At 74.5% G+C, this 22,169-nt stretch carries 21 protein-coding genes and 1 pseudogene; 14 read left to right on the plus strand and 8 right to left on the minus strand.

Annotated elements, in window-relative coordinates; translation table 11 throughout:
• Nucleotides 1–41 precede the first annotated feature (41 nt).
• From CP969_RS31200 to CP969_RS31220, 5 genes are all read left to right on the plus strand, one after another.
• The gene (locus CP969_RS31200; RefSeq protein ID WP_016823845.1) at nucleotides 42–1,154 is read left to right on the plus strand and encodes a baeRF2 domain-containing protein; all 1,113 of its coding nucleotides are present in this window, start codon (nucleotides 42–44) and stop codon (nucleotides 1,152–1,154) included.
• Between the two features lie 237 nt (nucleotides 1,155–1,391).
• Nucleotides 1,392–2,195, plus strand: coding sequence for an RNA polymerase sigma factor SigF (locus CP969_RS31205; protein WP_016823844.1), 804 nt, complete (start codon nucleotides 1,392–1,394; stop codon nucleotides 2,193–2,195).
• 508 nt (nucleotides 2,196–2,703) lie between these two features.
• Nucleotides 2,704–3,108, plus strand: a complete 405-nt coding sequence (locus CP969_RS31210) for a hypothetical protein (RefSeq protein WP_144055232.1) — start codon at nucleotides 2,704–2,706, stop codon at nucleotides 3,106–3,108.
• Nucleotides 3,109–3,262: 154 nt separating this feature from the next.
• Nucleotides 3,263–4,510: an aminotransferase class I/II-fold pyridoxal phosphate-dependent enzyme gene (locus CP969_RS31215; RefSeq protein WP_150474990.1), complete on the plus strand. Its 1,248-nt coding sequence runs from the start codon at nucleotides 3,263–3,265 to the stop codon at nucleotides 4,508–4,510.
• Nucleotides 4,507–5,622: an MBL fold metallo-hydrolase gene (locus tag CP969_RS31220; protein WP_016823842.1), complete on the plus strand. Its 1,116-nt coding sequence runs from the start codon at nucleotides 4,507–4,509 to the stop codon at nucleotides 5,620–5,622. Before CP969_RS31215 ends, CP969_RS31220 begins: the two co-directional genes overlap by 4 nt.
• A gap of 11 nt (nucleotides 5,623–5,633) precedes the next feature.
• Here CP969_RS31220 and CP969_RS31225 read toward each other — a convergent pair whose 3' ends face one another.
• Nucleotides 5,634–6,257 (minus strand): DedA family protein, encoded by a 624-nt coding sequence (locus tag CP969_RS31225; RefSeq protein ID WP_039830808.1) that lies wholly within the window; start codon nucleotides 6,255–6,257, stop codon nucleotides 5,634–5,636.
• A gap of 47 nt (nucleotides 6,258–6,304) precedes the next feature.
• On the minus strand, nucleotides 6,305–7,078 hold the full coding sequence (locus CP969_RS31230; protein WP_026084727.1) for an MBL fold metallo-hydrolase: 774 nt from the start codon (nucleotides 7,076–7,078) through the stop codon (nucleotides 6,305–6,307).
• Between the two features lie 83 nt (nucleotides 7,079–7,161).
• Between CP969_RS31230 and CP969_RS31235 the strand changes: the two genes are divergently transcribed.
• The 5 genes from CP969_RS31235 (at nucleotide 7,162) to dnaK (ending at nucleotide 13,152) form a co-directional block, all read left to right on the plus strand.
• Nucleotides 7,162–7,563: a hypothetical protein gene (locus CP969_RS31235; protein WP_004980989.1), complete on the plus strand. Its 402-nt coding sequence runs from the start codon at nucleotides 7,162–7,164 to the stop codon at nucleotides 7,561–7,563.
• A gap of 88 nt (nucleotides 7,564–7,651) precedes the next feature.
• On the plus strand, nucleotides 7,652–9,733 hold the full coding sequence (locus tag CP969_RS31240; protein WP_078495318.1) for a phage holin family protein: 2,082 nt from the start codon (nucleotides 7,652–7,654) through the stop codon (nucleotides 9,731–9,733).
• A 176-nt stretch (nucleotides 9,734–9,909) separates the two neighbouring features.
• Nucleotides 9,910–10,338 (plus strand): OsmC family peroxiredoxin, encoded by a 429-nt coding sequence (locus CP969_RS31245; RefSeq protein ID WP_004980986.1) that lies wholly within the window; start codon nucleotides 9,910–9,912, stop codon nucleotides 10,336–10,338.
• A 78-nt stretch (nucleotides 10,339–10,416) separates the two neighbouring features.
• On the plus strand, nucleotides 10,417–11,187 hold the full coding sequence (locus tag CP969_RS31250) for a glycerophosphodiester phosphodiesterase family protein (protein WP_004980985.1): 771 nt from the start codon (nucleotides 10,417–10,419) through the stop codon (nucleotides 11,185–11,187).
• 93 nt (nucleotides 11,188–11,280) lie between these two features.
• On the plus strand, nucleotides 11,281–13,152 hold the full coding sequence (gene dnaK, locus CP969_RS31255) for a molecular chaperone DnaK (protein ID WP_004980982.1): 1,872 nt from the start codon (nucleotides 11,281–11,283) through the stop codon (nucleotides 13,150–13,152).
• 63 nt (nucleotides 13,153–13,215) lie between these two features.
• On the opposite strand, the gene CP969_RS31260 is transcribed toward dnaK, so the two are convergent.
• Together CP969_RS31260 and CP969_RS31265 are read right to left on the minus strand one after the other, a co-directional pair.
• Complete coding sequence (locus tag CP969_RS31260; RefSeq protein WP_016823838.1) at nucleotides 13,216–14,031, minus strand: SAM-dependent methyltransferase; 816 nt, start codon at nucleotides 14,029–14,031, stop codon at nucleotides 13,216–13,218.
• Nucleotides 14,032–14,179: 148 nt separating this feature from the next.
• On the minus strand, nucleotides 14,180–15,043 hold the full coding sequence (locus CP969_RS31265) for a helix-turn-helix domain-containing protein (protein WP_004980977.1): 864 nt from the start codon (nucleotides 15,041–15,043) through the stop codon (nucleotides 14,180–14,182).
• A gap of 252 nt (nucleotides 15,044–15,295) precedes the next feature.
• On the opposite strand from CP969_RS31265, the gene CP969_RS31270 reads away from it, so the two are divergent.
• Nucleotides 15,296–15,721: a hypothetical protein gene (locus CP969_RS31270; RefSeq protein ID WP_004980976.1), complete on the plus strand. Its 426-nt coding sequence runs from the start codon at nucleotides 15,296–15,298 to the stop codon at nucleotides 15,719–15,721.
• Here the strand turns inward: CP969_RS31270 and CP969_RS31275 are convergent.
• Nucleotides 15,703–16,524, minus strand: a complete 822-nt coding sequence (locus CP969_RS31275; protein WP_016823837.1) for a helix-turn-helix domain-containing protein — start codon at nucleotides 16,522–16,524, stop codon at nucleotides 15,703–15,705. The two genes, CP969_RS31270 and CP969_RS31275, sit on opposite strands and share 19 nt — an antisense overlap.
• Nucleotides 16,525–16,666: 142 nt before the next feature.
• Here CP969_RS31275 and CP969_RS31280 point away from each other — a divergent pair, with 142 nt between their 5' ends.
• From CP969_RS31280 to CP969_RS34050, 3 genes and pseudogenes are all read left to right on the plus strand, one after another.
• On the plus strand, nucleotides 16,667–16,972 hold the full coding sequence (locus tag CP969_RS31280; RefSeq protein WP_016823836.1) for a 4a-hydroxytetrahydrobiopterin dehydratase: 306 nt from the start codon (nucleotides 16,667–16,669) through the stop codon (nucleotides 16,970–16,972).
• A gap of 5 nt (nucleotides 16,973–16,977) precedes the next feature.
• Nucleotides 16,978–17,721 (plus strand): class I SAM-dependent methyltransferase, encoded by a 744-nt coding sequence (locus CP969_RS31285; protein WP_016823835.1) that lies wholly within the window; start codon nucleotides 16,978–16,980, stop codon nucleotides 17,719–17,721.
• 14 nt (nucleotides 17,722–17,735) lie between these two features.
• A pseudogene (locus tag CP969_RS34050) lies at nucleotides 17,736–17,936 on the plus strand (rhamnogalacturonan lyase family protein); the annotation flags it as partial.
• Here the strand turns inward: CP969_RS34050 and CP969_RS31295 are convergent.
• The 3 genes from CP969_RS31295 to CP969_RS31305 are packed head-to-tail and all read right to left on the minus strand — an operon-like array spanning nucleotide 17,926 to nucleotide 21,955.
• Nucleotides 17,926–18,651 carry a Type 1 glutamine amidotransferase-like domain-containing protein gene (locus tag CP969_RS31295; protein ID WP_016823834.1) on the minus strand — a complete coding sequence of 242 codons (726 nt, stop codon included), beginning with the start codon at nucleotides 18,649–18,651 and terminating at the stop codon, nucleotides 17,926–17,928. The pseudogene CP969_RS34050 and the gene CP969_RS31295 overlap by 11 nt on opposite strands.
• Nucleotides 18,648–19,217, minus strand: a complete 570-nt coding sequence (locus CP969_RS31300; protein ID WP_016823833.1) for a chloramphenicol phosphotransferase CPT family protein — start codon at nucleotides 19,215–19,217, stop codon at nucleotides 18,648–18,650. Before CP969_RS31300 ends, CP969_RS31295 begins: the two co-directional genes overlap by 4 nt.
• Nucleotides 19,218–19,273: 56 nt before the next feature.
• Complete coding sequence (locus CP969_RS31305; RefSeq protein ID WP_026084725.1) at nucleotides 19,274–21,955, minus strand: cellulose binding domain-containing protein; 2,682 nt, start codon at nucleotides 21,953–21,955, stop codon at nucleotides 19,274–19,276.
• Nucleotides 21,956–22,169: the final 214 nt, after the last annotated feature.

Consider the following 22,169-nt stretch of genomic DNA (forward strand, 5'->3'; position numbering starts at 1 on the left):
CCGGCACAAGCACTACTTCGAACGGCAACCGGGAGGGAGCCATGGAACTCGCATTCCTGAATCCACTCTACGAACGTCCCGGCCCCTGGGCCTCCGTCTACGTCGACACCTCCCGGCACACGGAGAACACCCCCCACGAACGGCAGCTGACGGCCCGGGCGATGGCCCGGGAACTGGCCGACCAGGGCGCGGACGAGGCGACCTGCGACGCGGTGCGCCGCGCGATCGAGGAACTGCGGCACTCCTCCGAACCGCACGGCCGCGCCCTGTTCGCCCGGGACGGCGAGGTGGTGCTCGACCCGCCGCTGGCCCGGCCCCCGCAGGGCGACTGGGCGCAGTGGGCACCGCTGCCCAGGGTCGCGCCGCTGCTGGAGCTGGCCGGTGAGGACCCCGTGTGCGTGGTGGCCTACGTCGACCGCAAGGGCGCGGACTTCGAGCTGCGCAGCGCACTCGGCCGGGACGACGCCGGCGGCGTCACCGGACGCCAGTGGCCGATCCACCGGACCAGCACCGTCGACTGGTCGGAGCGCCACTTCCAGTTGCGGGTGGAGAACACCTGGGAGCACAACGCCGCGGAGATCGCCGACGCGCTCGCCGTGTGCCAGGAGGAGACCGGGGCCGATCTGCTGATCCTGGTCGGCGACGACCGCGAGCAGCGCGCCGTGCACGAGCGGCTCCCGCAGCGGCTGCACGACCTGGTGGTCGAGGCCCCGCACGGCACCGGCAGCAGGCTGCTCGACGAGGACGTGGAACGGGCCCGCGCGGAGCACGTCCGCGACCGGGCCGCGGCGGAACTGGAGCGGTTCCTGGCCGCCCGCACCCCGGACGACGAGGGCCGCGCGGGTGCGGTGGAGGGAGTTCCGGCGCTGGTGGAGGCGGCGCGCGAACACCGGATCGACGAACTGCTGATCCGGCCGGACGGGCCGGACGCGCACCGCGAGGTGTGGATCGGGGAGGATCCGGACCAGCTGGCGGTGCGGCGCACCGAACTGAAGGTCCTCGGTGAGCAGCAGTCGTGGGCGGCCCGCGCGGACGACGCGCTGATCCGGTCGGCGGTCGCGACGGGTGCCCCCGCCCTGTCGGTGAGCGCGGCCCCGGACGCACGGGACGACGCGCCGGTGGGCGGACTGGGGGCGCTGCTGCGCTGGAAGTGAGCCGCGGCGGCGCCCGGAGAGCAAGCCGGACGGGCCTTTCGGCGGAGACCGCCGGGAGGCCCGTCGTCGCGGGCGGTTTGCGGGCGGAGAGTACGGGCAGGCGCACCCTCAGTGCTTCGGACAGCAGGCACGCCCGTGGGCAGTGGCACCCCGCTCCGCAGACGTCCGTGCCGAACGCAGGTGCGCTCCCACGGTGACCGTCCGTCCCCGAGCACTCCGAGGGAGTTGCGACGCACCATGCCGACCCGAGCGAGCACCAGGCATCACCCGCACGACGACGCCCCCGACACCGCGGACGCCTTCCGCAGGCTGGCCGTACTGCCCCCCGGCGCGGAACGCGACGCGCTCCGCGGCGAGATCGTCGAGGCGTGGCTGCCCATGGCCGACCGCCTCGCCGGACGGTTCCGCAGCCGCGGCGAGAGCTTCGACGACCTGCGCCAGGTGGCCGCGCTCGGCCTGGTCAAGGCCGTCGACCGGTACGACCCCGAACTCGGCAACGCCTTCGAGAGCTACGCCGTGCCGACCATCACCGGAGAGATCAAGCGGCACTTCCGCGACCACATGTGGACCCTGCACGTGCCCCGCCGGGTGCAGGAGCTGCGCAACCGTGTCCGGTCCGCCTCGCAGGACCTGTCCCTGTCCGGCTCCGGCCGCCCGCCGACGGTGGCCGAGATCGCCGAGCACGCCGACCTGAGCGAGGAGGACGTCCGCACGGGGCAGGGGGCGCTGGACAGCTTCACCGCGCTGTCCCTGGACGCCGAACTGACCAGCGGCGACGACGGCTACTCGCTCGGCGACACCCTCGGCGCGCCCGATCCGGCGCTGGACACGGTGGTCGACCGCGAGGCCGTCAGGGAACGCCTCGCCGCCCTGCCGGAACGTGAGCAGGCCATCCTCTACATGCGCTTCTTCGGCGACATGACCCAGAGCAGCATCGCCGCGGAACTGGGCATCTCCCAGATGCACGTCTCCCGTCTGATCAGCCGCTGCTGCGGCCGGGTCCGGGAGCAGGTCATGCGGGACCAGGACGACGGCGCGTAGGGCGCGCCCGAGCGGGCGGCGCGGCCCGCGCGGATCTTCACCCGCTCGGACGTCCTCCTCCCGCCAATGGCGGACGGCCGCGAGCGGTACGGCGGGGGGCGGGCTGTGATGGCCGTGGGGCGCGTCTTCGTGCCCCGCCGACGTGGGCCGCCCACGCGCCCGGAGGCACGGGACACGCGGGAGCGTCCCGCCTCCGTCGGGCGCACGGGGAGAACCCGCGCGGCCGACGGGCGCGATCGCCGTGCCCCGCCGTCGCTCGAAGGAGCCCGCACCATGCGCCGCACCGCCCGTGCCCCGTCCCCCGCCGCCGTCACCGTCCTGTGCGCGCTCGCACCGGTCGCGTCCGCGGCGGCCGGCCCGGCGCGGCGGAGCCCCGGGGGACACCGGTGCGCCGGCGGCCTCCTCCGCGCCGTGCTCCGGACCGGAGGGGCACCGGTGGAAGGACCGCGCGCCACGGGGCTCCGGACCGGACGCCGCCGAGCCGGAGGACACCGCGCCGGACGCCTTCGTGTCCGGGGGCGCGGAGGCGGACGCCTGGGAGCCGGAGGGGGTCCTGCCGGAGGAATCCGGTCCGGAGCAGTCAGACCCGGAGGAATCCGGTCCGGAGAGGACCGCGCCGGGCGCCCCCGGGGCCGCGGACACCGCGTCCAGGCATCCCGAGGCCAAGCGCCCCGAGCCCGGACATCCCGGTCCCGAACGTTCCGATCCCGAGGACGCCGAGCCGGGGAGCGCCGGGGCGAGGGGCGGCCCCCGCGGGGAAGCGGCCGTACCGCGGGGTGTCCACGCCGGCGGGGGCGGGGCCTTCGCCGACTCCGTGCCCGCCCCGGCCGCCGGCGGACTGCTGATCGCGGGCGCGTCCGGTGCCGCCGCGCACCGGCCGTACCGCGACCGGACCGCCCGTACGGACGGCTGAAGCTTCTTCCCCGGCCGCCGCTCCCCACGCCGTGAGCTGCGCGACCCGGTCCGCCGCTCATGTCCGGCGGCGCGCTGGGTACCCACATGCCGAAGGCACGAGCGGGCACGAGCGGACACGGGCACACGGCACCACGGACTGCGCGGAGGTACGGATGCGGCGGACGGACCCGGAGGGACACGGCCCCGTCCGCTTCGGGCCGTCGATCCCCGAGGACGGGCTTCCCGTCCTGCCCGAGCTGTCCGCCGTCCTCGCCGCGGCGGCGTCCCGGCCCGGAGCCGAACCGGTGGGCGGCGGCTCCGCCCTGCTGGAGGCCGCCTGCGGGCACGGCGACCGGCGCGGCCTGCCCGCCGCCCCCGACCGGGTGGCCGTCGCTCCCGGGGCCCCCGCCCTGCTGGTGGCCCTGACCGCCGCCATCGGCGGCGACGTGCTGGTGCCCAGACCCTGTGCCGCCTGGTGGGCCCCCTACGCCCGTCTGCTCGGCAGACCCGCCTTCCACGTGCCGACCCCCGCCGAGAGCGGCGGCGTCCCCGACCCGTACGCCCTGCTGGAGACCGTGCGCCGGGTCCGCGCCGAGGGCGGCGACCCGCGTCTGCTGGTGCTCTCCGTCGCCGACGACCCCACCGCCACCGTCGCCCCGCCCGAGCTGCTGCACGAGACCCTGGAGGCCGCCGTCGGCCAGGGGCTGCACCTGATCAGTGACGAGACCTGGCGGGACACCCTGCACGCCCCGCACGACACCGTGCTGCTCAGTCCCGCCGAGATGCTGCCCGAGCGGGTCACCGCCGTCACCGACCTGGCGGGCTCCCTGCTCCCGCCGGGCTGGCCGGCCGCCGTCGCCCGCTTCCCGGCGGGCGAGGAGGGGAACGCCCTCCACGCCCGCGTGCTGGACGTGCTCACCGCCCTCGACGCGCGCATCGCCGCCCCCGTGGCCGCCGCGGCGGCGTACGCGCTGTCCGAACCGGAACCGGTCGCCGCACGCGTCGCCGCCGCCGTGCGCCTGCACGCGCGCGTGGCCGCCGCCGCACACCACGCCGTCGTCGCCGCCGGGGCCGTGGCCCGGCCCCCGCAGTGCGGACGGCACCTGTACGTCGACCTCACCTCCCTGGCCCCCGCGCTCGCCGCGCACGGCGTCGGCGACGCCCAGGACCTGGAGGACTTCCTCGCCGCCCGGCTCGGCATGCCCGCGCCGGGCGGCCATCGCTTCGGCGACGACCTCGAGGCCCCGCGCGTGCGGCTGTCCACCGCCCCCCTGCTCGGCGACACCGCGGAGCGGCGCGCGGCATGCCTCGACGTCCCCGATCCGTTGGAACTGCCGCACGTGCAGCGTGCGCTGATCCATCTGAAGACGGTCTTCGACGATCTCCGTGACGACGCTCAGCGATGGGAGTCTCCTCGATGACGCAGCAGTCCGAGTCGGCCGCGAGCACGGCCGCGAGAGCGACCACCGGCACGACCGCGACCACGACCGCTCCGGAAGCCGGCGACCGCGGTCCGGCAGGCTTCTCCGCCTCCTCCGAGGTCCCGTACGCCCCGCCGGCCGAGCCCCGCCCGCTCGCCGAACGCCGGGTGTGGCCGCGTACCTTCCACGACCGGCTGACCGCCCCGCTGCCCGGCCTCGGGGCCCTGGCCCGCTTCGCCCGCGAGGGCGCCGTACGGCCGGGGCGCGAGGGCCTCGCCGACATACCCAGGCTGCCGTACGACCCCGGCCCGCTGCCCCGCGTCGACGCCCGCACGGTCGCCGTCACCTGGGCGGGGCACGCCAGCTGGGTCGTACGGATCGGCGGCCTGACCGTGCTCACCGACCCGGTCTGGTCCCGCCGGATCCTCGGCACCCCGGCCCGCGTCACCCCCGTCGGCGTCGCCTGGCAGGCGCTGCCGCGCGTCGACGCGGTCGTCATCAGCCACAACCACTACGACCACCTCGACGCCCCCACCCTGCGCCGGCTCCCGCGCGACACCCCGGTCTTCGTACCGGCCGGGCTCGCCCGCTGGTTCCACCGCCGCAGGTTCACCCGCGTCACCGAGCTGGACTGGTGGGAGGCGGCCGAACTGGACGGAGTCCGCTTCGACTTCGTGCCCGCCCACCACTGGTCCAAGCGCAGCCTCACCGACACCTGCCGGTCGCTGTGGGGCGGCTGGATGCTCACCGACGGCGAGGGGCAGCGCGTCTACTTCGCCGGCGACACCGGCTACGGCCACTGGTTCTCCCGCATCGGCCGCCGCTATCCCGGCATCGACCTCGCCCTGCTGCCCATCGGCGCCTACGACCCCCGCTGGTGGCTCCGCGACGTCCACTGCGACCCCGAGGAGGCGGTGCGCGCCGCGCAGGACCTGGGCGCACTCCACATGGCGCCCATGCACTGGGCGACCTTCGTCCTCTCCGCGGAGCCGGTCCTGGAGCCCCTGACCCGCGTCCGCGCCGCCTGGGAGAAGGCGGGGCTGCCCCGTGAGCGCCTGTGGGACCTCCCGGTGGGCGGCTCCCGGATCCTGGGCCGGCCCGGAGCCCCGTAGGCGGCGGCACGCTACCGCGCGGCCCCCCGCAGCCGCCGCCACACCCCCGGCACCGCGCTGATCAGCACGGTCAGCGCGATCGCCGCGACCACGCCCTCCCACGGCTCCCGGAACAGCGAGCCGCCCAGTATGCCGATCAGCTGGTACGTCGCCGCCCAGGCCAGGCAGGCCGGCAGATTGCCGCGGACGAAGCGGCGCACCGGCCACTGCGCGATCAGGCAGGCCAGCATCACCGGCAGGCGCCCGGCCGGCATCAGCCGGGACAGCACCAGCACCGCCACCCCGTGGTCGGCGAGCTTCGTCCGCGCCTGCTCCAGCCGGTCCTCCGGCGCCCGCGCCCGGATCGCCTCCAGCCAGCGCGAGCCGTTCTTCGACTTCATCCCCCGCCGCCCCAGCCAGTACAGCGCCAGGTCCCCGAGGAACGCCGCCAGCGACGCGGTGACGAACACCAGCGCCAGCGAGAACGGCGCCGCCCGGTGGACGGCCACCACGGCCGCCGAACTGACCAGCGCCCCCGTCGGCACCACCGGCACCAGCGCCCCGATCAGCACCAGCAGGAACAGCGACGGGTACCCGACCGCCTGCTGGGTGGACTCCGGCACCACGGTCACCGGGGCGGCCGCCAGCGCGGCCATCGCGGACAGGGGCGCGCCGACCGTCTGGACCAGGACGGCGGACGGGATCACCACGCGGCCTCCGGGCGCACGCTCTCGCCGTGCCCGAGCCGGTGCACCGCCGCCCCGGGCGCCCGCACGGCGGCCAGCCGCACGAACTCGTCGCCCGGCGCGTGGAACTCGTGCGGGCGCACGGCGTCCATCCCGATCGGCCAGTACGTGCCGTAGTGCACCGGCACCGCGCTGCGCGCCCCCAGCCGGGCCAGCGCCTCGGCCGCACGGTCCGCGTTCAGGTGCCCCTCGCCCAGGTACGGCCCCCAGCCGCCCACCGGGAGCAGCGCCAGGTCGACCGGCCCGACCTCCTTGGCCATCGTGTCGAACAGTCCGGTGTCCCCGGCGAAGTAGGTGCGGGCCTCGCCCTCCAGGACGTAACCGAGGGCGGGGGAGCGGTGCGGCCCGTACGGCAGCCGCCGCCCGTCGTGCCGCGCGGGGACGGCCCGCACGGCCAGGTCGCCGACCGTCGTCACGTCGCCGGGCGCCACCTCGCTCACGTCGAGGTGCGTGAGCCGGCGCAGCCCCGGTACGGCACGTCGTGCGCCCCGGGGCACGAGCAGGCGCGTGCCCGGGGCGAGCAGCGCGAGCGAGGGCACGTGCAGGTGGTCGGCGTGCAGGTGGGAGACCAGGGCCACGTCCGCGTGCCGGGCCTCGGTCGGCGGCACCGCGCCGCGCCGGCGGCGCAGGTGCGCGAGCCGGTGGGCGAACAGGGGGTCGGTGAGCACACGGATGTCCGAGTCCTCGACCGTGCACGTGGCGTGACCCCACCAGGTGACCTCCACCGGCACTCCTCCGCCTCCCTCACGCGACTCCCCGAAGCCTACGTGCAGGAGTAGGGTCGGCGGCGGGGAACCGGAGGTGAGGGGGCGCCATGGGGCCGGTCCGGGTGACGGCGATCGCGAGTCTGACGCCGCTGGAGGAACTGGACACCGATCCCTTCCTGGTGGACGCCCGCGGCCAGCACGCCATGTGCGCCCGCTGGGCCGCCGAGCACGGCTACGTGGTGACCCGGGAACTGCTCGTGCGGGGACTGCGCCCCGACCACGGTGTCCTGTGGGAGGGCGTGCGGCCCGGCGCCGACGTGTTCGTGGCGCCCAGCCGGCGGGTCCTGGAACACGCCCTGTCCTCCGTCGAGGAGTTCACCGTCCAGTGCGCGCGGCGCGGGGTGCGCGTGGAGACGGCGGGCCACGCCGAACCGTCGTACGACGCGGCGATGAAGGCCCGGGTGCACCGCCGGCTGTCCATGCCGACCGCCGGCTACGACGGCCGCTGAGATGCCGGCGGCCCGTGCGACCGGGGACAAAACGCCTCTTCCGGCCGTTGTGGCAGGGTGGGTACGGGCTAGGGCCGGGACGTGAGGTGTGCTGGGCGTGGGTGGCGGGCGTTGGCGACGGATCGCCAGTCAGATCGGGCGGAGCATCACCGTGTGGGTGGTCTCCACGCTCACCATGCTGCTGCTCGCCGGGATCCTGCCGGACTTCCGGCTGCGCTCGGCCGACGGCGACAGCGTCACCGACATCGCGGTCACCGCCGCCTTCGGGGCCGGTGCCTTCGGCCTGCTGTCCGCCCTCGTCTGGCCGCTGCTGGTGCGTCTGCTGCTGCTCGTGCCGGCGCTCGTCCTCGGCCTGCTGGTGTTCTTCCTCAACGGCGCGCTGCTGTGGCTGGCCCTGTACCTGAACCCCGTGGAACGCGGCGCCGCCGCCCCGGAGACCGCGGTCGTGGTGGCCGCCGTGATGTCCGCCGTCGCCTCCGCCACCGGCGCCGCCCTCGCGGTGCGCGACGACGACGCCTACCGCCGCCGCCTCTACCGCCTGGCCGACCGCCGGCGCCGCTCCACCCCTCCTTGCGCGGACACACCCGGCACCGTCTTCCTGCAGCTCGACGGCGTCGGCCACGACATCCTGCTGGACGCCGTCGACAAGGGCCTGATGCCCACCGTCGCCCGCTGGCTCGGCACCGGCACCGGCGGCCGGCCCACCCACCGGCTCACCCCCTGGCGCACCGACTGGTCCAGCCAGACCGGCGCCAGCCAGCTCGGCATCCTGCACGGCAGCAACCACGACGTGCCCGCCTTCCGCTGGTACGAGAAGGCCCGCCGCGAGGTGATGGTCTGCAACCGCCCCACCAGCGCCGCCGAACTCCAGGCCCGCGCCATCGAGTACTCCGGCCACGCCGGCCTGCTCGCCGAGGACGGCGCGAGCCGCGGCAACCTCTTCGGCGGCGGCGCCGACGAGCAGGCCCTGGTGCTGTCCATCGCCACCCGCCGGCGCGGCCCGGGGTCCCGCTCCCGCTCGGGCTACTTCGCGTACTTCTCCGACCCCGCCAACGCGGTGCGCACCGCCCTGTCCTTCGCCGCCGAGGTCGGCCGGGAGATCGGCCAGTCCACCCGGGCCCGGTTCAGGAAACAGCGCCCGCGGGTCTCGCGCGGCGGGCTGTACCCGTTCGTCCGGGCCTTCGCCACGGTCGTCGAACGGGACGTCGTCGTCGCCGCCGTGATGGGCGACCTGCTCGCCGGCCGCACCGCCGTCTACGCCGACCTGGTCGCCTACGACGAGGTCGCCCACCACTCCGGGCCGGCCGGCCCGGACACCGAGAAGGTCCTCCAGCGCCTCGACCGCGCCCTCGCCCTGATCGAGAAGGTCGCCGAGCACGCCCCGCGCCCGTACCGGATCGTCGTCCTGTCCGACCACGGGCAGAGCCCCGGCGAGACCTTCCGCTCCCGTTACGGCCTCACCCTCGGCGACCTGGTGCGGGCCGGCTGCGGGCTGCCCGTGCCGCGCAGGGCCCGCCGCACCCACAGCGGCGCGGAGGCCCGCGCGGCCGTCCGGGCGGCACTGCGCCGGCCGGTCGAGGAGGGGGCCGAGCACTACCGGCCCACCCGCGGCTCGGAACCCGTCGTGCTCGCCTCCGGCAACCTCGGCCTGGTCTCCTTCCCGGACGTGCTGCACCGGATGACCAAGGAGGAGATCGACGCCCGCCATCCCGCGCTGCTGCCGACCCTCGCCAACCACCCCGGCATCGGCTTCCTGCTGGTGCGCAGCGAGGCCCACGGCGGTGTCGTGCTCGGCGCGCACGGAGCGGAGGTCCCGCTGACGGAGCTGGACGACGACCCGGGGCCCCTGGCGGCCTTCGGCCCCGGCGCCGCGGACGTCGTGCGCCGCACCCACACGTTCCCGCACACCGCCGACATCATGGTCAACTCCTTCTACGACCCGGCCGACGGCGAGGTGCACGCCTTCGAGGAGCAGATCGGCTCCCACGGCGGCCTGGGCGGCGCCCAGGCCCGCCCCTTCCTGCTGTCCCCCCTCACGCTGTCCCCGCCGGTCGCCGACGGAGCGGAACTCGCCGGCGCCGAGCAGGTCCACCACGTGCTGCGGCGCTGGCTGAAGGAGGCGGACGAGGCGGGACGGCCGGAGGAACCGGGCCGGCAGCGCGCGGCCTGACCCCTTTGCGGCCCGCCCCTCCGCGACCGGCTCCCGGGATCCGTTCACCGTGCGAGGGCCGGTCTTCCGGGTGCGCCGAGCCGGAGTGTGATCGGATGGAGCCGGGAACCCGGTGGCCGGGTTCCCGTACCGAGCACGGCCGGACACAGGGCCGGACACTTTCGAAAGGATGCGTCATGGCAACCACGCGCTCCGCACACACCGTTTGGGAAGGCAGCCTCTTCAAGGGCAGCGGGGTCGTCTCCTTCGACTCCTCCGGCAGCATCGGCGAGCAGCCGGTCACCTGGGCGTCGCGCGCCGAGGAGGCCAACGGCAGGACCAGCCCGGAGGAGCTGATCGCCGCCGCGCACTCCAGCTGCTTCTCGATGGCCTTCTCCAACATCCTCGACAAGGCCGGCACCCCGCCGACCCGCCTGACGACCTCCGCCGACGTCACCTTCGTGCCCGGCGAGGGCATCACCGGCATCCACCTCACCGTCGAGGGCACCGTCCCCGGCGCGGACGAGGCCGCCTTCCAGGCCGCGGCCGAGGACGCCAAGGTCAACTGCCCGGTCAGCCAGGCCCTGAAGGGCACGGAGATCACCCTGACGGCGAAGCTCGCCTGACCGCTCGCCCCGCCGAGCCCCGCGGGCCGCCCCATCCGGGCGGCCCGCGGCACGTCCCCTGCCGGGAGCCGCCCGACCATGACGCCACGCCCCGCCGTCTCCGCCCACCGGGGAGGCTCCGAACGTGCCGCCCCGGCCACCTGGGAGGCGTACGAGGACGCGCTCGCGTCCGGCGCCGAGTACGTCGAGTTCGACGTCCGGCGCACCGCGGACGGCGTCTTCGTCGTCCACCACGACGCCCGGGTGTGCCGCACCGGGCCCCTGCTGTCCACGCTCACCCACGCCGAGCTGAACGCGCGCGCCGGTCGTCCCGTGCCCGTCGTGGACGACGTGATGGCGCTGGTCGCCGGGAAGCTCATCGGGCACCTGGACCTGAAGGAGACCGGCCACGAGCGGGAGCTGATCGACCGCGCGAGGGCCCTGCTCGGCGAGGACGGCTTCGTGGCCACCACCCTGGAGGACCGCTCCCTGGCGGCCATCACCCGCGCCTTCCCCCGGGTGCGCACCGCGCTGTCCCTCGGCCGGGACGGCAGGGAGGTCGGCCGCGGCCGGCTGGTGCCGACCCGGCTGAGCGAACTGCTGCCGATGCGCCGCGTCCGGGCCTGCGGGGCCCACGGGGTGGCCGTGCACCAGCGCCTGGCCCGGGCCACGGTGCTGCGCGAGGCGGCCCGCAACGGGCTGTTCACCCTGGTGTGGACGGTCAACGAGGACGCGGCGCTGCGCGGCTTCCTCACCGATCCGCGGGTGGACGTGCTGGTCACCGACCGCCCGCGCCGCGCCGTGGAACTGCGCGCCGCCCCTCCCGTCGGGGCCGCCCGCGCCCGCCGCCTCCGCCGCCCGGCCGGTTGACAAGAACCCACTCAACCTATTGACAACAGCCTGCTCAAGTTTTGTGCTGGAAGTCAGGAAAGTGCCCCGGCGGAACGGCGGAAGGGGACAGCGATGGGACGTGCGGTCGGAATCGATCTGGGCACCACGAACTCGGTGGTGGCCGTGCTGGAGGGCGGTGAGCCCACCGTGATCGCCAACGCGGAGGGCGCGCGGACCACCCCCTCGGTCGTGGCCTTCGCCAAGAACGGCGAGGTGCTGGTCGGCGAGGTCGCCAAGCGGCAGGCGGTGACGAACGTCGACCGCACCGCCCGCTCGGTCAAGCGCCACATGGGCGACGCGCAGTGGCGCTTCCCGGAGCACGGCTCGGTGGACGGCACCCGCTACCGGGCGCAGGAGCTGTCCGCCCGGGTGCTGCAGAAGCTGAAGCGGGACGCGGAGTCCTACCTCGGCGAGGACGTCACCGACGCGGTGATCACCGTGCCGGCGTACTTCGACGACACCCAGCGGCAGGCCACCAAGGAGGCCGGGGAGGTCGCCGGCCTGAAGGTCCTCAGGATCATCAACGAGCCCACGGCCGCCGCCCTGGCCTACGGCCTGGACAAGGAGAACGACCAGACCGTCCTCGTCTTCGACCTGGGCGGCGGCACCTTCGACGTGTCGCTGCTGGAGATGGGCGAGGGCGTCATCGAGGTGAAGGCCACCAACGGCGACACCCGCCTCGGCGGCGACGACTGGGACCAGCGCCTCGTCGAGTACCTCGCCAAGCGCTTCAAGGGCGGGCACGGCGTCGACCTGCTGCAGGACAAAATGGCGGTGCAACGGCTGCGGGAGGCCGCCGAGAAGGCCAAGATCGAGCTGTCCTCCTCGTCGGAGACCACGATCAACCTCCCCTACATCACGGCCTCCGCCGAAGGGCCCCTGCACCTGGACGAGAAGCTCACCCGCGCCCAGTTCCAGGAACTCACCGAGGACCTGCTGGAGCGCTGCAAGAAACCCTTCCACCAGGCCGTCAAGGACGCGGGCGTGGAGCTCTCCGCCATCGACCACGTCATCCTCGTCGGCGGCTCCACCCGGATGCCCGCCGTCACCGACCTGGTCCGCGAACTCACCGGCAAGGACCCGCACAAGGGCGTCAACCCCGACGAGGTCGTCGCCGTCGGCGCGGCGCTGCAGGCGGGCGTCCTGCGCGGCGACGTGAAGGACGTCCTGCTGCTCGACGTCACCCCGCTGTCCCTCGGCATCGAGACCAAGGGCGGCATCATGACCAAGCTGATCGAGCGCAACACCACCATCCCCACCCGGCGTTCGGAGATCTTCACCACCGCCGCCGACAACCAGCCCTCGGTCGGCATCCAGGTCTACCAGGGCGAGCGCGAGATCGCCGCCTACAACAAGAAGCTCGGCGTCTTCGACCTCACCGGCCTGCCGCCCGCCCCGCGCGGCATCCCGCAGATCGAGGTGGCCTTCGACATCGACGCCAACGGGATCATGCACGTCTCCGCCAAGGACCTCGCCACCGGCCGCGAGCAGAAGATGACCGTCACCGGCGGCTCGGCGCTGCCCAAGGACGACATCGACCGCATGATGCGCGAGGCCGAGCAGTACGCCGAGGAGGACCACAAGCGCCGCGAGGCCGCCGAGACCCGCAACCAGGCCGAGCAACTCGTCTACCAGACCGAGAAGTTCCTGCGGGAGAACACCGACGTGATCCCCGGCGACACCAGGTCCGAGGTCGAGTCGGCGCTCTCGGAGCTGAAGGGGCTGCTGGAGCAGCAGTCCCCCGAGACGGCCGACCTGCGCGCCGGCGTCGAGAAGCTCGCCGCGGTCAGCCAGAAGATGGGCCAGGCGATGTACGAGCGGAACCGGCAGACCCCCACGGAGGGCACCGAACAGCAGACCTCGCCGCAGGAGGAGGGCGTCGTCGACGCGGAGATCGTCGACGACGACAGGGAGTCCGGGGAGCGCCGGGACGGCGCGGCCTGACGGGCCGTCCTCCGCGCGGCCGCCCCGGGGCGCCCCCGGGCGCTCCCCGGGGCGGCCGCCGGGTCACGGCTTGCGGGCGACGCCCGCGTAGACCGGCACGATCCCCTCCGCCTGGGCCGCCACGTCCTCCGCCTCCGGGCGCCACCCGTGCACCGGGATCACCCCCGGGCCCAGCAGTTCCAGCCCGGTGAAGAAGCGGGAGAACGCGGCCAGCGAGCGCGGGTGGAAGGGCGTGCCGCCGCTCCGGAAGTGGTGCGCCGCCTGCTCGACGGCCGCCGGGTTCAGGTCCGCGGTGACCTGGGAGAGGATCAGGTGGCTGCCCGGCGCGAGGGCGGCGACGTACCGCTCCAGCAGGCCGTACACGTCGTCGCCGTCGGGGTCGTCGTCCAGGTAGTGGGTCAGCGCGACCAGCGACAGCGCCACGGGCCGGTCCAGGTCCAGCGTCTCGCCGGCCCGGCGCAGCAGCGCGTCCACGTCCCGGACGTCGGCGTGCACGTACTCCGTGGCGCCCTCGGCGGTGCCGTGCAGCAGCGCCTCGGCGTGCCGCAGCACGATCGGGTCGTTGTCCGCGTACACCACGCGCGACTCGGGTGCGACGCCCTGGGCCACCTGGTGCAGGTTGGGCGCGGTGGGGATGCCGGTGCCGATGTCCAGGAACTGGCGCGTCCCCGCCTCGGCGACGGTGCGCACGGCCCGGTGCATGAACCGGCGGTTGGCGCGCGCCCCGCGCACCGCCGTGTCGTCCGCCGCGAGGATCTTCCGCGCCAGCTCCTCGTCCACCGGGTAGTTGTCCTTGCCGCCGAGCCACCAGTCGTAGACGCGGGCCGGGTGCGGGCGGCCGGTGTCGACGGGGGCGTGCGCGGCGTCGGGTCCGGTCATGCGCTGTCTTCTCCTCGTGGGGTCGAAGGCTCGCCGTGCTCGGTGGTGCGAAGGCCCGCCGCGCCCGGTGCGGGACGCGCGGTGCCGTGGGGAAGACGCCGCGCCCGGCACCCGGGTTGCCCCGTGCCGCCGCCGCGGTGCCACCCGCTCAGTAGGTCTCCCGCCACTGCCGCAGCAGTTTCTCCGTGCGCCGGGCCGAGGCGGCCCGCGCCGTCATGTGGTCCAGGACCTCCAGGTGCGCCGAGACCTCCTTGCGGGAGTCCAGGTACAGGGCGCCCGTCAGGTACTCGGTGAACACCATGTCCGGCAGTTCCGGCTCGGCGAACCGGAACAGCGAGAACGGCGCGTACGTCCCCGGGTGCGGCCCGTCGGCGAACTCGGCGACCTGGAGCGTGATCCGGTCCCGTGCGGACCACTCCAGGAGCTTGTCGAGCTGGTCGCGCATCACCCGGCCGTCGGTGCTCACCGGGCGCCGCAGCACCGTCTCCTCCATGATCACCCAGAGGTGGGGCGGATCCTCGCGCTCCAGGAGCCGCTGGCGCTCCATGCGCAGCGCCACGTGCCGTTCGACCGCCGCGGGCCCGGCGCCCCCGATCGTCCCGGCCTCCAGGACGGCCCGCGCGTACTCCTCGGTCTGCAGCAGCCCCGGCACGAAGTGCGGCTCGTAGGAGCGGATGATCCGGGCCGCCCCCTCCAGGCTCACGTACAGGCTGAACCACTCCGGCAGCACGTCGTGGTACCGCTGCCACCAGCCCGGCCGGTTCGCCTCCTCGACGAGCTCGACGAACGCCGCCGCCTCGCTCCCGGACACCCCGTACGCGGTCAGTAGGACCTGGACGTACGGGATCTTCAGCGCGACCTCGGCGGTCTCCATCCGCCGGACGGTCGCGGGGGCCACCCGCAGGACCCGGGCGGCCTCCTCCCGTCCGAGGCCCGCCGCCTCCCGCAGCTCCCGCAGCCGTCTTCCCAGCACCACCTGGCCCACGGTGGGTGCGGCCCGCCGCTCACTCAACGCCACGCCTCCCCGACGTGCCCCAGCCTGTGATCAGTCTGTCATGTCCCTCCGACCCTCTCATGCGGGACGGAGGGACGGGCCGCCTTCACCGGCCCGGGCCCGCCCGGTCCGTACGGCATGACCCCGAAGGTAATCGACCCGGCCCCGGTCCCCGGGCGATCGTGGGGGCACCGGGTTCCGGGCCGGCGCACTCCGGCCCGGGACCCGGCACCGGCCGCCGCAACCGATTCCACCGGAGGGTGATCCACCATGTCCGCGACCCAGCTCACCGCGCTCGCCCGGACCGTGGAACCGAACGTCGCGCTGCGCCGGTTCCTGGCCCTCGACGCCGTGGTGACCGGCGCCAACGCGCTCGCCTACCTGGCCCTCTCCGGCCCGCTCGGGCGCCTCCTCGGCGTCGGCTCCGGCCTGCTCCTCGGGATCGGCGCGTTCCTCGCGGCGTACGCGGCCGGCGTCGGCCTGGTGGCCTCCCGGCCGCACCCGCCCACCCTCGGCGCGCGGATCGTCGTCGAGGCCAACCTGGCCTGGACGGTGGTCAGTCTCGCCGCCCTCGCGCTCTGGCTCGCCCCGACCGCGGCGGGCACGGTCTGGACGGTCCTCCAGGCCCTGGTCGTGGCCGGCTTCGCCCTGCTCCAGCACATGTCCCTGAAGGCGCGTCAGCTCAGCCGGGACTGAAGGTACTTGGCCGTCGCCGGGTCCGCCGGGAGCAGCGTCTCCACGGCCAGCTCGGCGACGGTCACGTCCATGGGCGTGTTGAACGTGGAGATCGACGACACGAACGACAGCGTCCGCCCCTCGTGCTCGAGCAGCATCGGCAGCGCGAAGTACGCCACCGGCCCCTGCGGTTCCTCCGCGATCCCCCCGCCGGCCTCCGGCACCGGGAACGCCGCCACCTCCTCGTACAGCGCCCGCAGCGGTGCGGAGCGGCGCAGCGCGATCTGCCGCTCCATCTGCTCCAGCAGGTGTCCGCGCCACTGGCGCAGATTCAGGATGCGCGGCGCGAGCCCCTGCGGGTGCAGCGTGAGCCGCATCGCGTTCAGCGGCGGTTCCAGCAGCGCCGGAGAAATCCCGTCGAACAGCATCGTGACCCCCCGGTTGGCCGCCACGACGTCGTACATCGCGTCCACCACCAGCGCCGGATACGGCTCGAAGCCCCCGATCAGCCGCTCGATGCCGTCCCGCAGCACCTCCAGCGCCGGGTCGTCCAGCGGGGTGTGCGGGAACCGGGGCGCGTAACCCGCCGCCAGCAGCAGCGCGTTGCGCTCCCGCACCGGGACGTCCAGGTGCTCGGCCAGCCGCAGCACCATCTCCTCGCTGGGGCGGGAACGGCCGGTCTCGATGAAGCTGATGTGCCGGGCGGAGGAGTCGGCGCGCAGGGCCAGCTCCAGCTGGCTGATCCGCCGCTGCTCCCGCCAAGCCCGCAGCAGCGGGCCCACGCCTTCGGCGGCGGGAGCGGTACCGGAGGGGGCAGTGGTCATGCCGGGACCGTAGTCGAGAAACGGCCGTTCCGGGGAGCCGCACGCCGTTGACCAGGCCACCGGAGTCCTCCTGTGGCAGCCTGAGAGGCGCGTCCCCGTGCGGGAGCGACCAGGAGACCGAACCGGCGAAGGAGCGCAGCCCATGCCCGTCGAACCGCTGTCGCAGAAGGAGATCGAGGACCGGCTGGCCGAACTGCCGGGCTGGTCGCTCGACGGGGACCGGCTCACCCGCTCCTACCGGCTGGGGTCGCACTTCGCGGCGACGGCGATGGTCGTCCACATCGCCCGGGTGCAGGAGGAGCTCGACCACCACTCCGACCTCACCCTCGGCTACGACACCGTGTCGCTGTCCGTGCACACCCACAGCGCGGGCGGCGCCGTCACCGAGAAGGACGTCGAGCTCGCCCGCAGGGTGGAGGACCTGGCCCCCGGTCACGGTGCACACTGAGGCGCGTGCTGGACTACGACGAGGAAGCGGCACGGTACGACGCCCTGCGCGGCGGTGAGCCACGCGCCGCCGCCGCGGCGGCGGCCGTGCTGAGCCTGGTACCGGAGCAGGCCCGGGACCTGCTGGACGTGGCCTGCGGCACCGGCATAGTGACCCGGCGGTTCGCCGCCGCCCGCGCCGGCCTGCGGGTGACCGGCGTCGACCTCGCCCCGGCGATGACCCGCAGGGCCGCCGCCCGCCTGCCCGGCGCCGTGGTCCGCGCCGACAGCCGCCGGCTGCCGTTCGCGGACGGCCGGTTCGACGCCGTGGTCAGCGTGTGGCTGCTGCACCTCCTGTCCGGTCCCGGGGACGTGCGGGCCGCCGTCGGCGAGTGCGCCCGCGTCCTGCGGCCCGGCGGGGTCTACGTCACCACCGTCGACAAGGGCGCCTCCCACAACGTCGGCAGCGACATCGACGCCGTGCTCGCCGCCCGCCCGCGCAGCCCGGTCCCCGACGCCGCCGCCGATGTCGAGGCCCGCGCCGCCGAGCACGGCCTGGTCCCGGCCGGGCGGGCCCGCTTCCGGGGGCACGGGCAGGGCCGCAGCCCCCGCAGCACCATCGCCGACCTGCGCCGCGGCTGGTTCGTCACCCTGCCCCCCGGGGAACCGATCGCCGAACGCTTCGCCGCCCGTCTGGCACGCCTCCCCGACCAGGAACGGCCCCGCCCCGACCCGGTGTTCACCCTCAGGGCCTTCCGCAAGCCGCTGTAGGCGGCAACCCGGAGCGCACCGGCGACAACAGGGCGCTGCGCATCTACTCCACCCCGCACGACACGGATACCAGGATCACCACCCTGCTGCACGACCCCCTGTACCGCACGTCCCTGGCCTGGCAGAACACCGCCTACAACCAGCCCCCGCACACCGGCTCCTTCCTCGGCGACGGCATGCCGAAGGCACCGCGGCCGGCGGTGTTCACGCCCTGAGCGGACGGCACGTCACCGCCCGTTCGACCGCCTCGCCGCCCAGGCCCGCCCGTACCCGGTACAGGCGGGCCTCCGGCTTCCGGGCCACCGCCTCGGTGAGCCGGCCGTCCGTGAAGAGGGCGCCCACACCGTCCTCCAGTGCCCATCCGGCGGGCAGCGCGCCGCCCGCCACGGCCGTCCGGTAGGAGGCCCGGCGGCCGGGTTCGCTGTCGTAGTGCGGACACACCGATCCCGGCAGCAGCCCCAGTCCGTCCCGCAGGTACGTCAGCGGACCGAAGGAGTCGGTGTGCGAGCCGGCGGCCCAGCAGTTGGCGCCGGCGCTGATCCCGCACAGCAGCGTCCCGCGGTCGTACGCCTCGCGCAGCAGCCGGTCGACGCCGTGGGTGCGCCAGATCGCCAGCAGATTGGCGGTGTTGCCGCCACCGACGTACACGACGTCCTGGGAGAGCAGGAAGGCCCGCAGCGCCTCGTCGTCGAGCTCACGCCGGAACAGCGTCAGCACGGACGGCTCGCAGGCACGCGACCGGAAGGCGTCCAGGAACCGCTCGACGTACGCGGGGGCGTCCCCACTGGCCGTGGGGACGAAGCACACCTTGGGGCGGGGCCCGCGGGCGTGGCCGAGCAGCCAGTCGTCCAGCAGGCCGTCGTCGTCGGTGGAGAAGCCTCCCCCGAGGAGGACCGCACGACGGGCGGGAAGGACGGTGCCCCCGGTCATCGGACGACCGCCCGCAGGTCGGGACGCAGGCGTGCCCTGAGCTTCTCGAACGCGGTGGGCAGCGGCCGCCGCGGCAGGAAGGCGCCGATCCGCCGGGCGCAGTCCTCGGCCGTGGCGGTGGTCGTGTCGCACTCGATGTCGTACAGGCCGTGCGCATGGACCCGGTCGAACTGCCGGGCCGCGAGGCCCGCCGGGCGGTCGCCCCGCGCCCGCTCGCGCCGCTGAGTCTCCTCCGGCGAACACCGCACGCCGACCAGGACGACCTCCCGGGCGTCGAACAGCCCGAGGCAGTCCAGCAGGCGCCACTCCTCGCTCAGCACGTGGTCCACCACCACGTTGTTCCCGGCCTCGGCCATCCCGGCGACCGCCCGGTGGAATCCCCTCCAGGTGCGCCGCAGCACGTCGGGGAGCCGGTCCGCGTCGATCTCCCGGCGCGAGCGCATCGCGTGGAAGGAGTCCACGGGCATGTGGAAGTACGGCTCGTCCAGCACCTGCAGCAGTTCCCTCGCGATGCTGGATTTCCCCGCACTCGACGTGCCGTTCAGGAAGATGATCCGTCCGTACATCGGGGCTCCTTCGCTGTCGCCGGTGGAGGATGATCGTCATTCTCCACCGGCGACGCTCAGCGCACCGCGCAGTCCTGTTCGCCCAGCCTGAAGGCCGGCGGCTCCGTGTTCGTCGCCGAGCGGCTCGCGGTGAAGCCGAAGCCGACCGACGAGCCCGCCGCGACGGTGCCGTTCCAGTCGGTGTTGCGCACCGTCACCGCCGGACCCGACTGGGTGTGGGCCGCGTTCCAGAGCTGGGAGATCCGCTGCCCGTCCGCGAAGGACCAGGTCAGCGTCCAGCCGTTCCAGGCACTCGCGCCCGTGTTGGTCACCCGCACCTCGGCCTGGAAGCCGTCGGTCCACTGGTGGGTGACCGTGTAGGTCACCGCGCAGGCACCCGAGGGCTCCGGGTCCGGATCCGGGTCCGGGTCCGTGCCGCCGCCGTCGTCCCCGCCCCCGGGGTCCGAGGTGTCGCCGTAGACGACGCCGCGTCCGTTGGTCGCCACGTAGACCCGGCCGTACACCCGCGGGTCACCGGTGATCGCCGCACCGGTCCAGCCCCACTGGTGGGCGTCGTCGTTGACGCGGGTCCAGCTCGCGCCGCGGTCCGTCGAGCGGAAGATGCCGCGCACGCCGTCGATCTTCGCGCTGGTGTAGAGGGTCTGGTACGAGGCTCCGGGCGCCGCCTTGCCGAAGCCGACGGTGTCGGCCTCCTCGACGTTGCCCAGCCTGGTGAAGGTCGCCCCGGCGTCCGTGGAGTGCCACAGGCCGTACGCCCCGTCGCTCGACCCGCCCGCCAGCCAGATGTCGCCCCGCGCGCCCGGCAGCGCCTTGAACCGGACGCTGTCGCCGCCGGGCAGACCGGTCGCCGCCGAGGCCCTGAACGTCGCGCCGCCGTCCGTACTGACGTAGAACTTCCCGGACTTGAAGCCGTAGAAGGTCTTCGGGTCCACCCGGTCGGACTCCACGACCGCCCCGTCCGGGATGCCGGACGACGCCGACCAGGACGTGCCGAAACCGCTCGTGTGGTGCACGCCGGCGCCCCGGGGGCTCCACACGAACCGGCTGCCGTCGGCCGCCGCCGCGACCGTGCCGCCGCCGCTGACGCCGGAAGGGTCCGTCCCCGCGAACCAGTGGGCGCCGTTGTCGGTGGAGAACGCGATGTGCGGGCCGGAGTCCAGGTCGCCGACCCGGACCACGGTGTCCGGGTCCGACTCGGCGAAGTCCAGGCTCGTCGTCGACGTGAAGTGGGGCTGGGTGAACATCATCGACGGCACCTCGGTGAGGTCCGTGTGCCGGAAGCCGCCGATGTCGCCGAGCGCGCTGAGCAGCGGCGCGCCCGACGGGGGAGAGGCGAGGTCGTTGACGGCCGTCTCCTCCAGGCCGCGCACCATGGGCGTGATGGTGAACTTCGTGCCGGCGTCCCAGTCCGTGAGGTTCTCGGTGCCGTAGACCGTCGCGCCCGTGCCGTACATCATGCGGTCCGAGTCGAAGGGGTCGATCTCCAGCGCCTCGGTCATCCAGCCGAGCTTCGGGGTCTGTTCGGGCGGGGAGGGGTGGGCGTCCCAGGTGAGCCACGGCACGGACGAGACGTCCATCGTGTAGCGGTTCTCGCGGTTCGGGTACGACGTGTAGTCCCAGGCCCGGGTCCAGGTCGCGCCGCTGTCGGTGGAGCGGAAGATCTGGGTGTCCGGCCACCAGGAGCTGTAGGCGGTGGCCATCACCGTGCCCGGGTCCTGCCGGTCCACCGTCAGGCCGCTGAAGCCGTAGTACGTGTCGGCCTCGGCCACGGGGCTGACGTCGGTCCAGGTGCCGGTCGCGGTGGCGTACCGCCACAGCCGTCCCCTGCCCCCGTCGTACGGGCCGCCCGAGTCGCTGTAGGCGAGGTACAGGTGGCCGTTCCGGGTGTCGAGCACGCCCTTGTGGGCGAGGTACCCCGTCGGCTGCCCGGCCAGCCGTTCCCAGGTCGCGCCCGCGTCGGTGGACCGGTACACGGCGTTCTCCTTGTCGGCGACGCCGACGTAGACCGTCCCCGTCGCACTGCCGGACGTCCCCGTGGACTCGTCGAAGGTGACCCAGACGATCCCCTGGTTGTCACTGGCGTACCCGGAGGTGTCGCTCGGGTCCTGCGCGTAGTTCCCGACGTTGGGGAAGTTCGCCACCCGCGACCAGCTCGCCCCCGAGTCGGTCGACCGCCACAGCCCCTTCCCGCTGGGCGCGCCCAGGTAGAGCACGCTGTTGCGGTTCGGGTCGACGGCCAGGCGTTCCCCCATGCCCCGGCCCGGCATGTTCCCGCCCAGCTTGAACGGCAGGTCGGCCTTGCGCCAGCTCGCGCCCCGGTCGGTGGAGCGCAGCACCGCGCCGTTCTTCGGGTCCCAGTCGTTGGTGTACGTGCCGACCGCCGCGTACACCCGGTCCGGGTCCACCGGGTCGGAGGCGAGGCTCACCACGCCGGTGTGCCCCCAGTCGTCCCAGCCCACCGGGTCCAGCAGCGGGGTCCAGCTCTTCGTCGCCTCCTGCCAGCGGTAGGCGCCGCCGATGTCGGTACGGGCGTAGGCCAGGTTCCGCTCGCTGCGGTTGAAGACGATGCCGGGGACGAAACCGCCGCCGTCGATGCGGGCGTTCTTCCAGGTGTAGGTGTCGGCGGCGAGGGATGCGGCCGGCTCGGGGCCGTCACCGGCCGCGAGGGCGGGCGGGCCGCCCGTGAGCAGACCGGCCGCCAACGCGAGCACGGCCGTGAGGACACGGGTTCTTCGCACGGTGCGTTCCTTCCGCGTGGTGGGGGGAGGTGGGGGAGGGGAGGGCGGGGGAGGAGCGTGCGAGGGCCGGGCGGCCCCCGTGCGTGGGTCCTGTCGTCGCACTCCCTTCGTCCGCCCGGAGGGCGGGCCACGCGGCGTCAGGTGCGTGCTCTCGGTGTGCCGGGCCCTGAGCCTCGTACTGGATGTACTCGGGTCAGGGCCCGGTGCGGCGAGA

This window comes from Streptomyces viridosporus T7A (genome assembly GCF_008704515.1).
Lineage (GTDB): Bacteria > Actinomycetota > Actinomycetes > Streptomycetales > Streptomycetaceae > Streptomyces > Streptomyces viridosporus.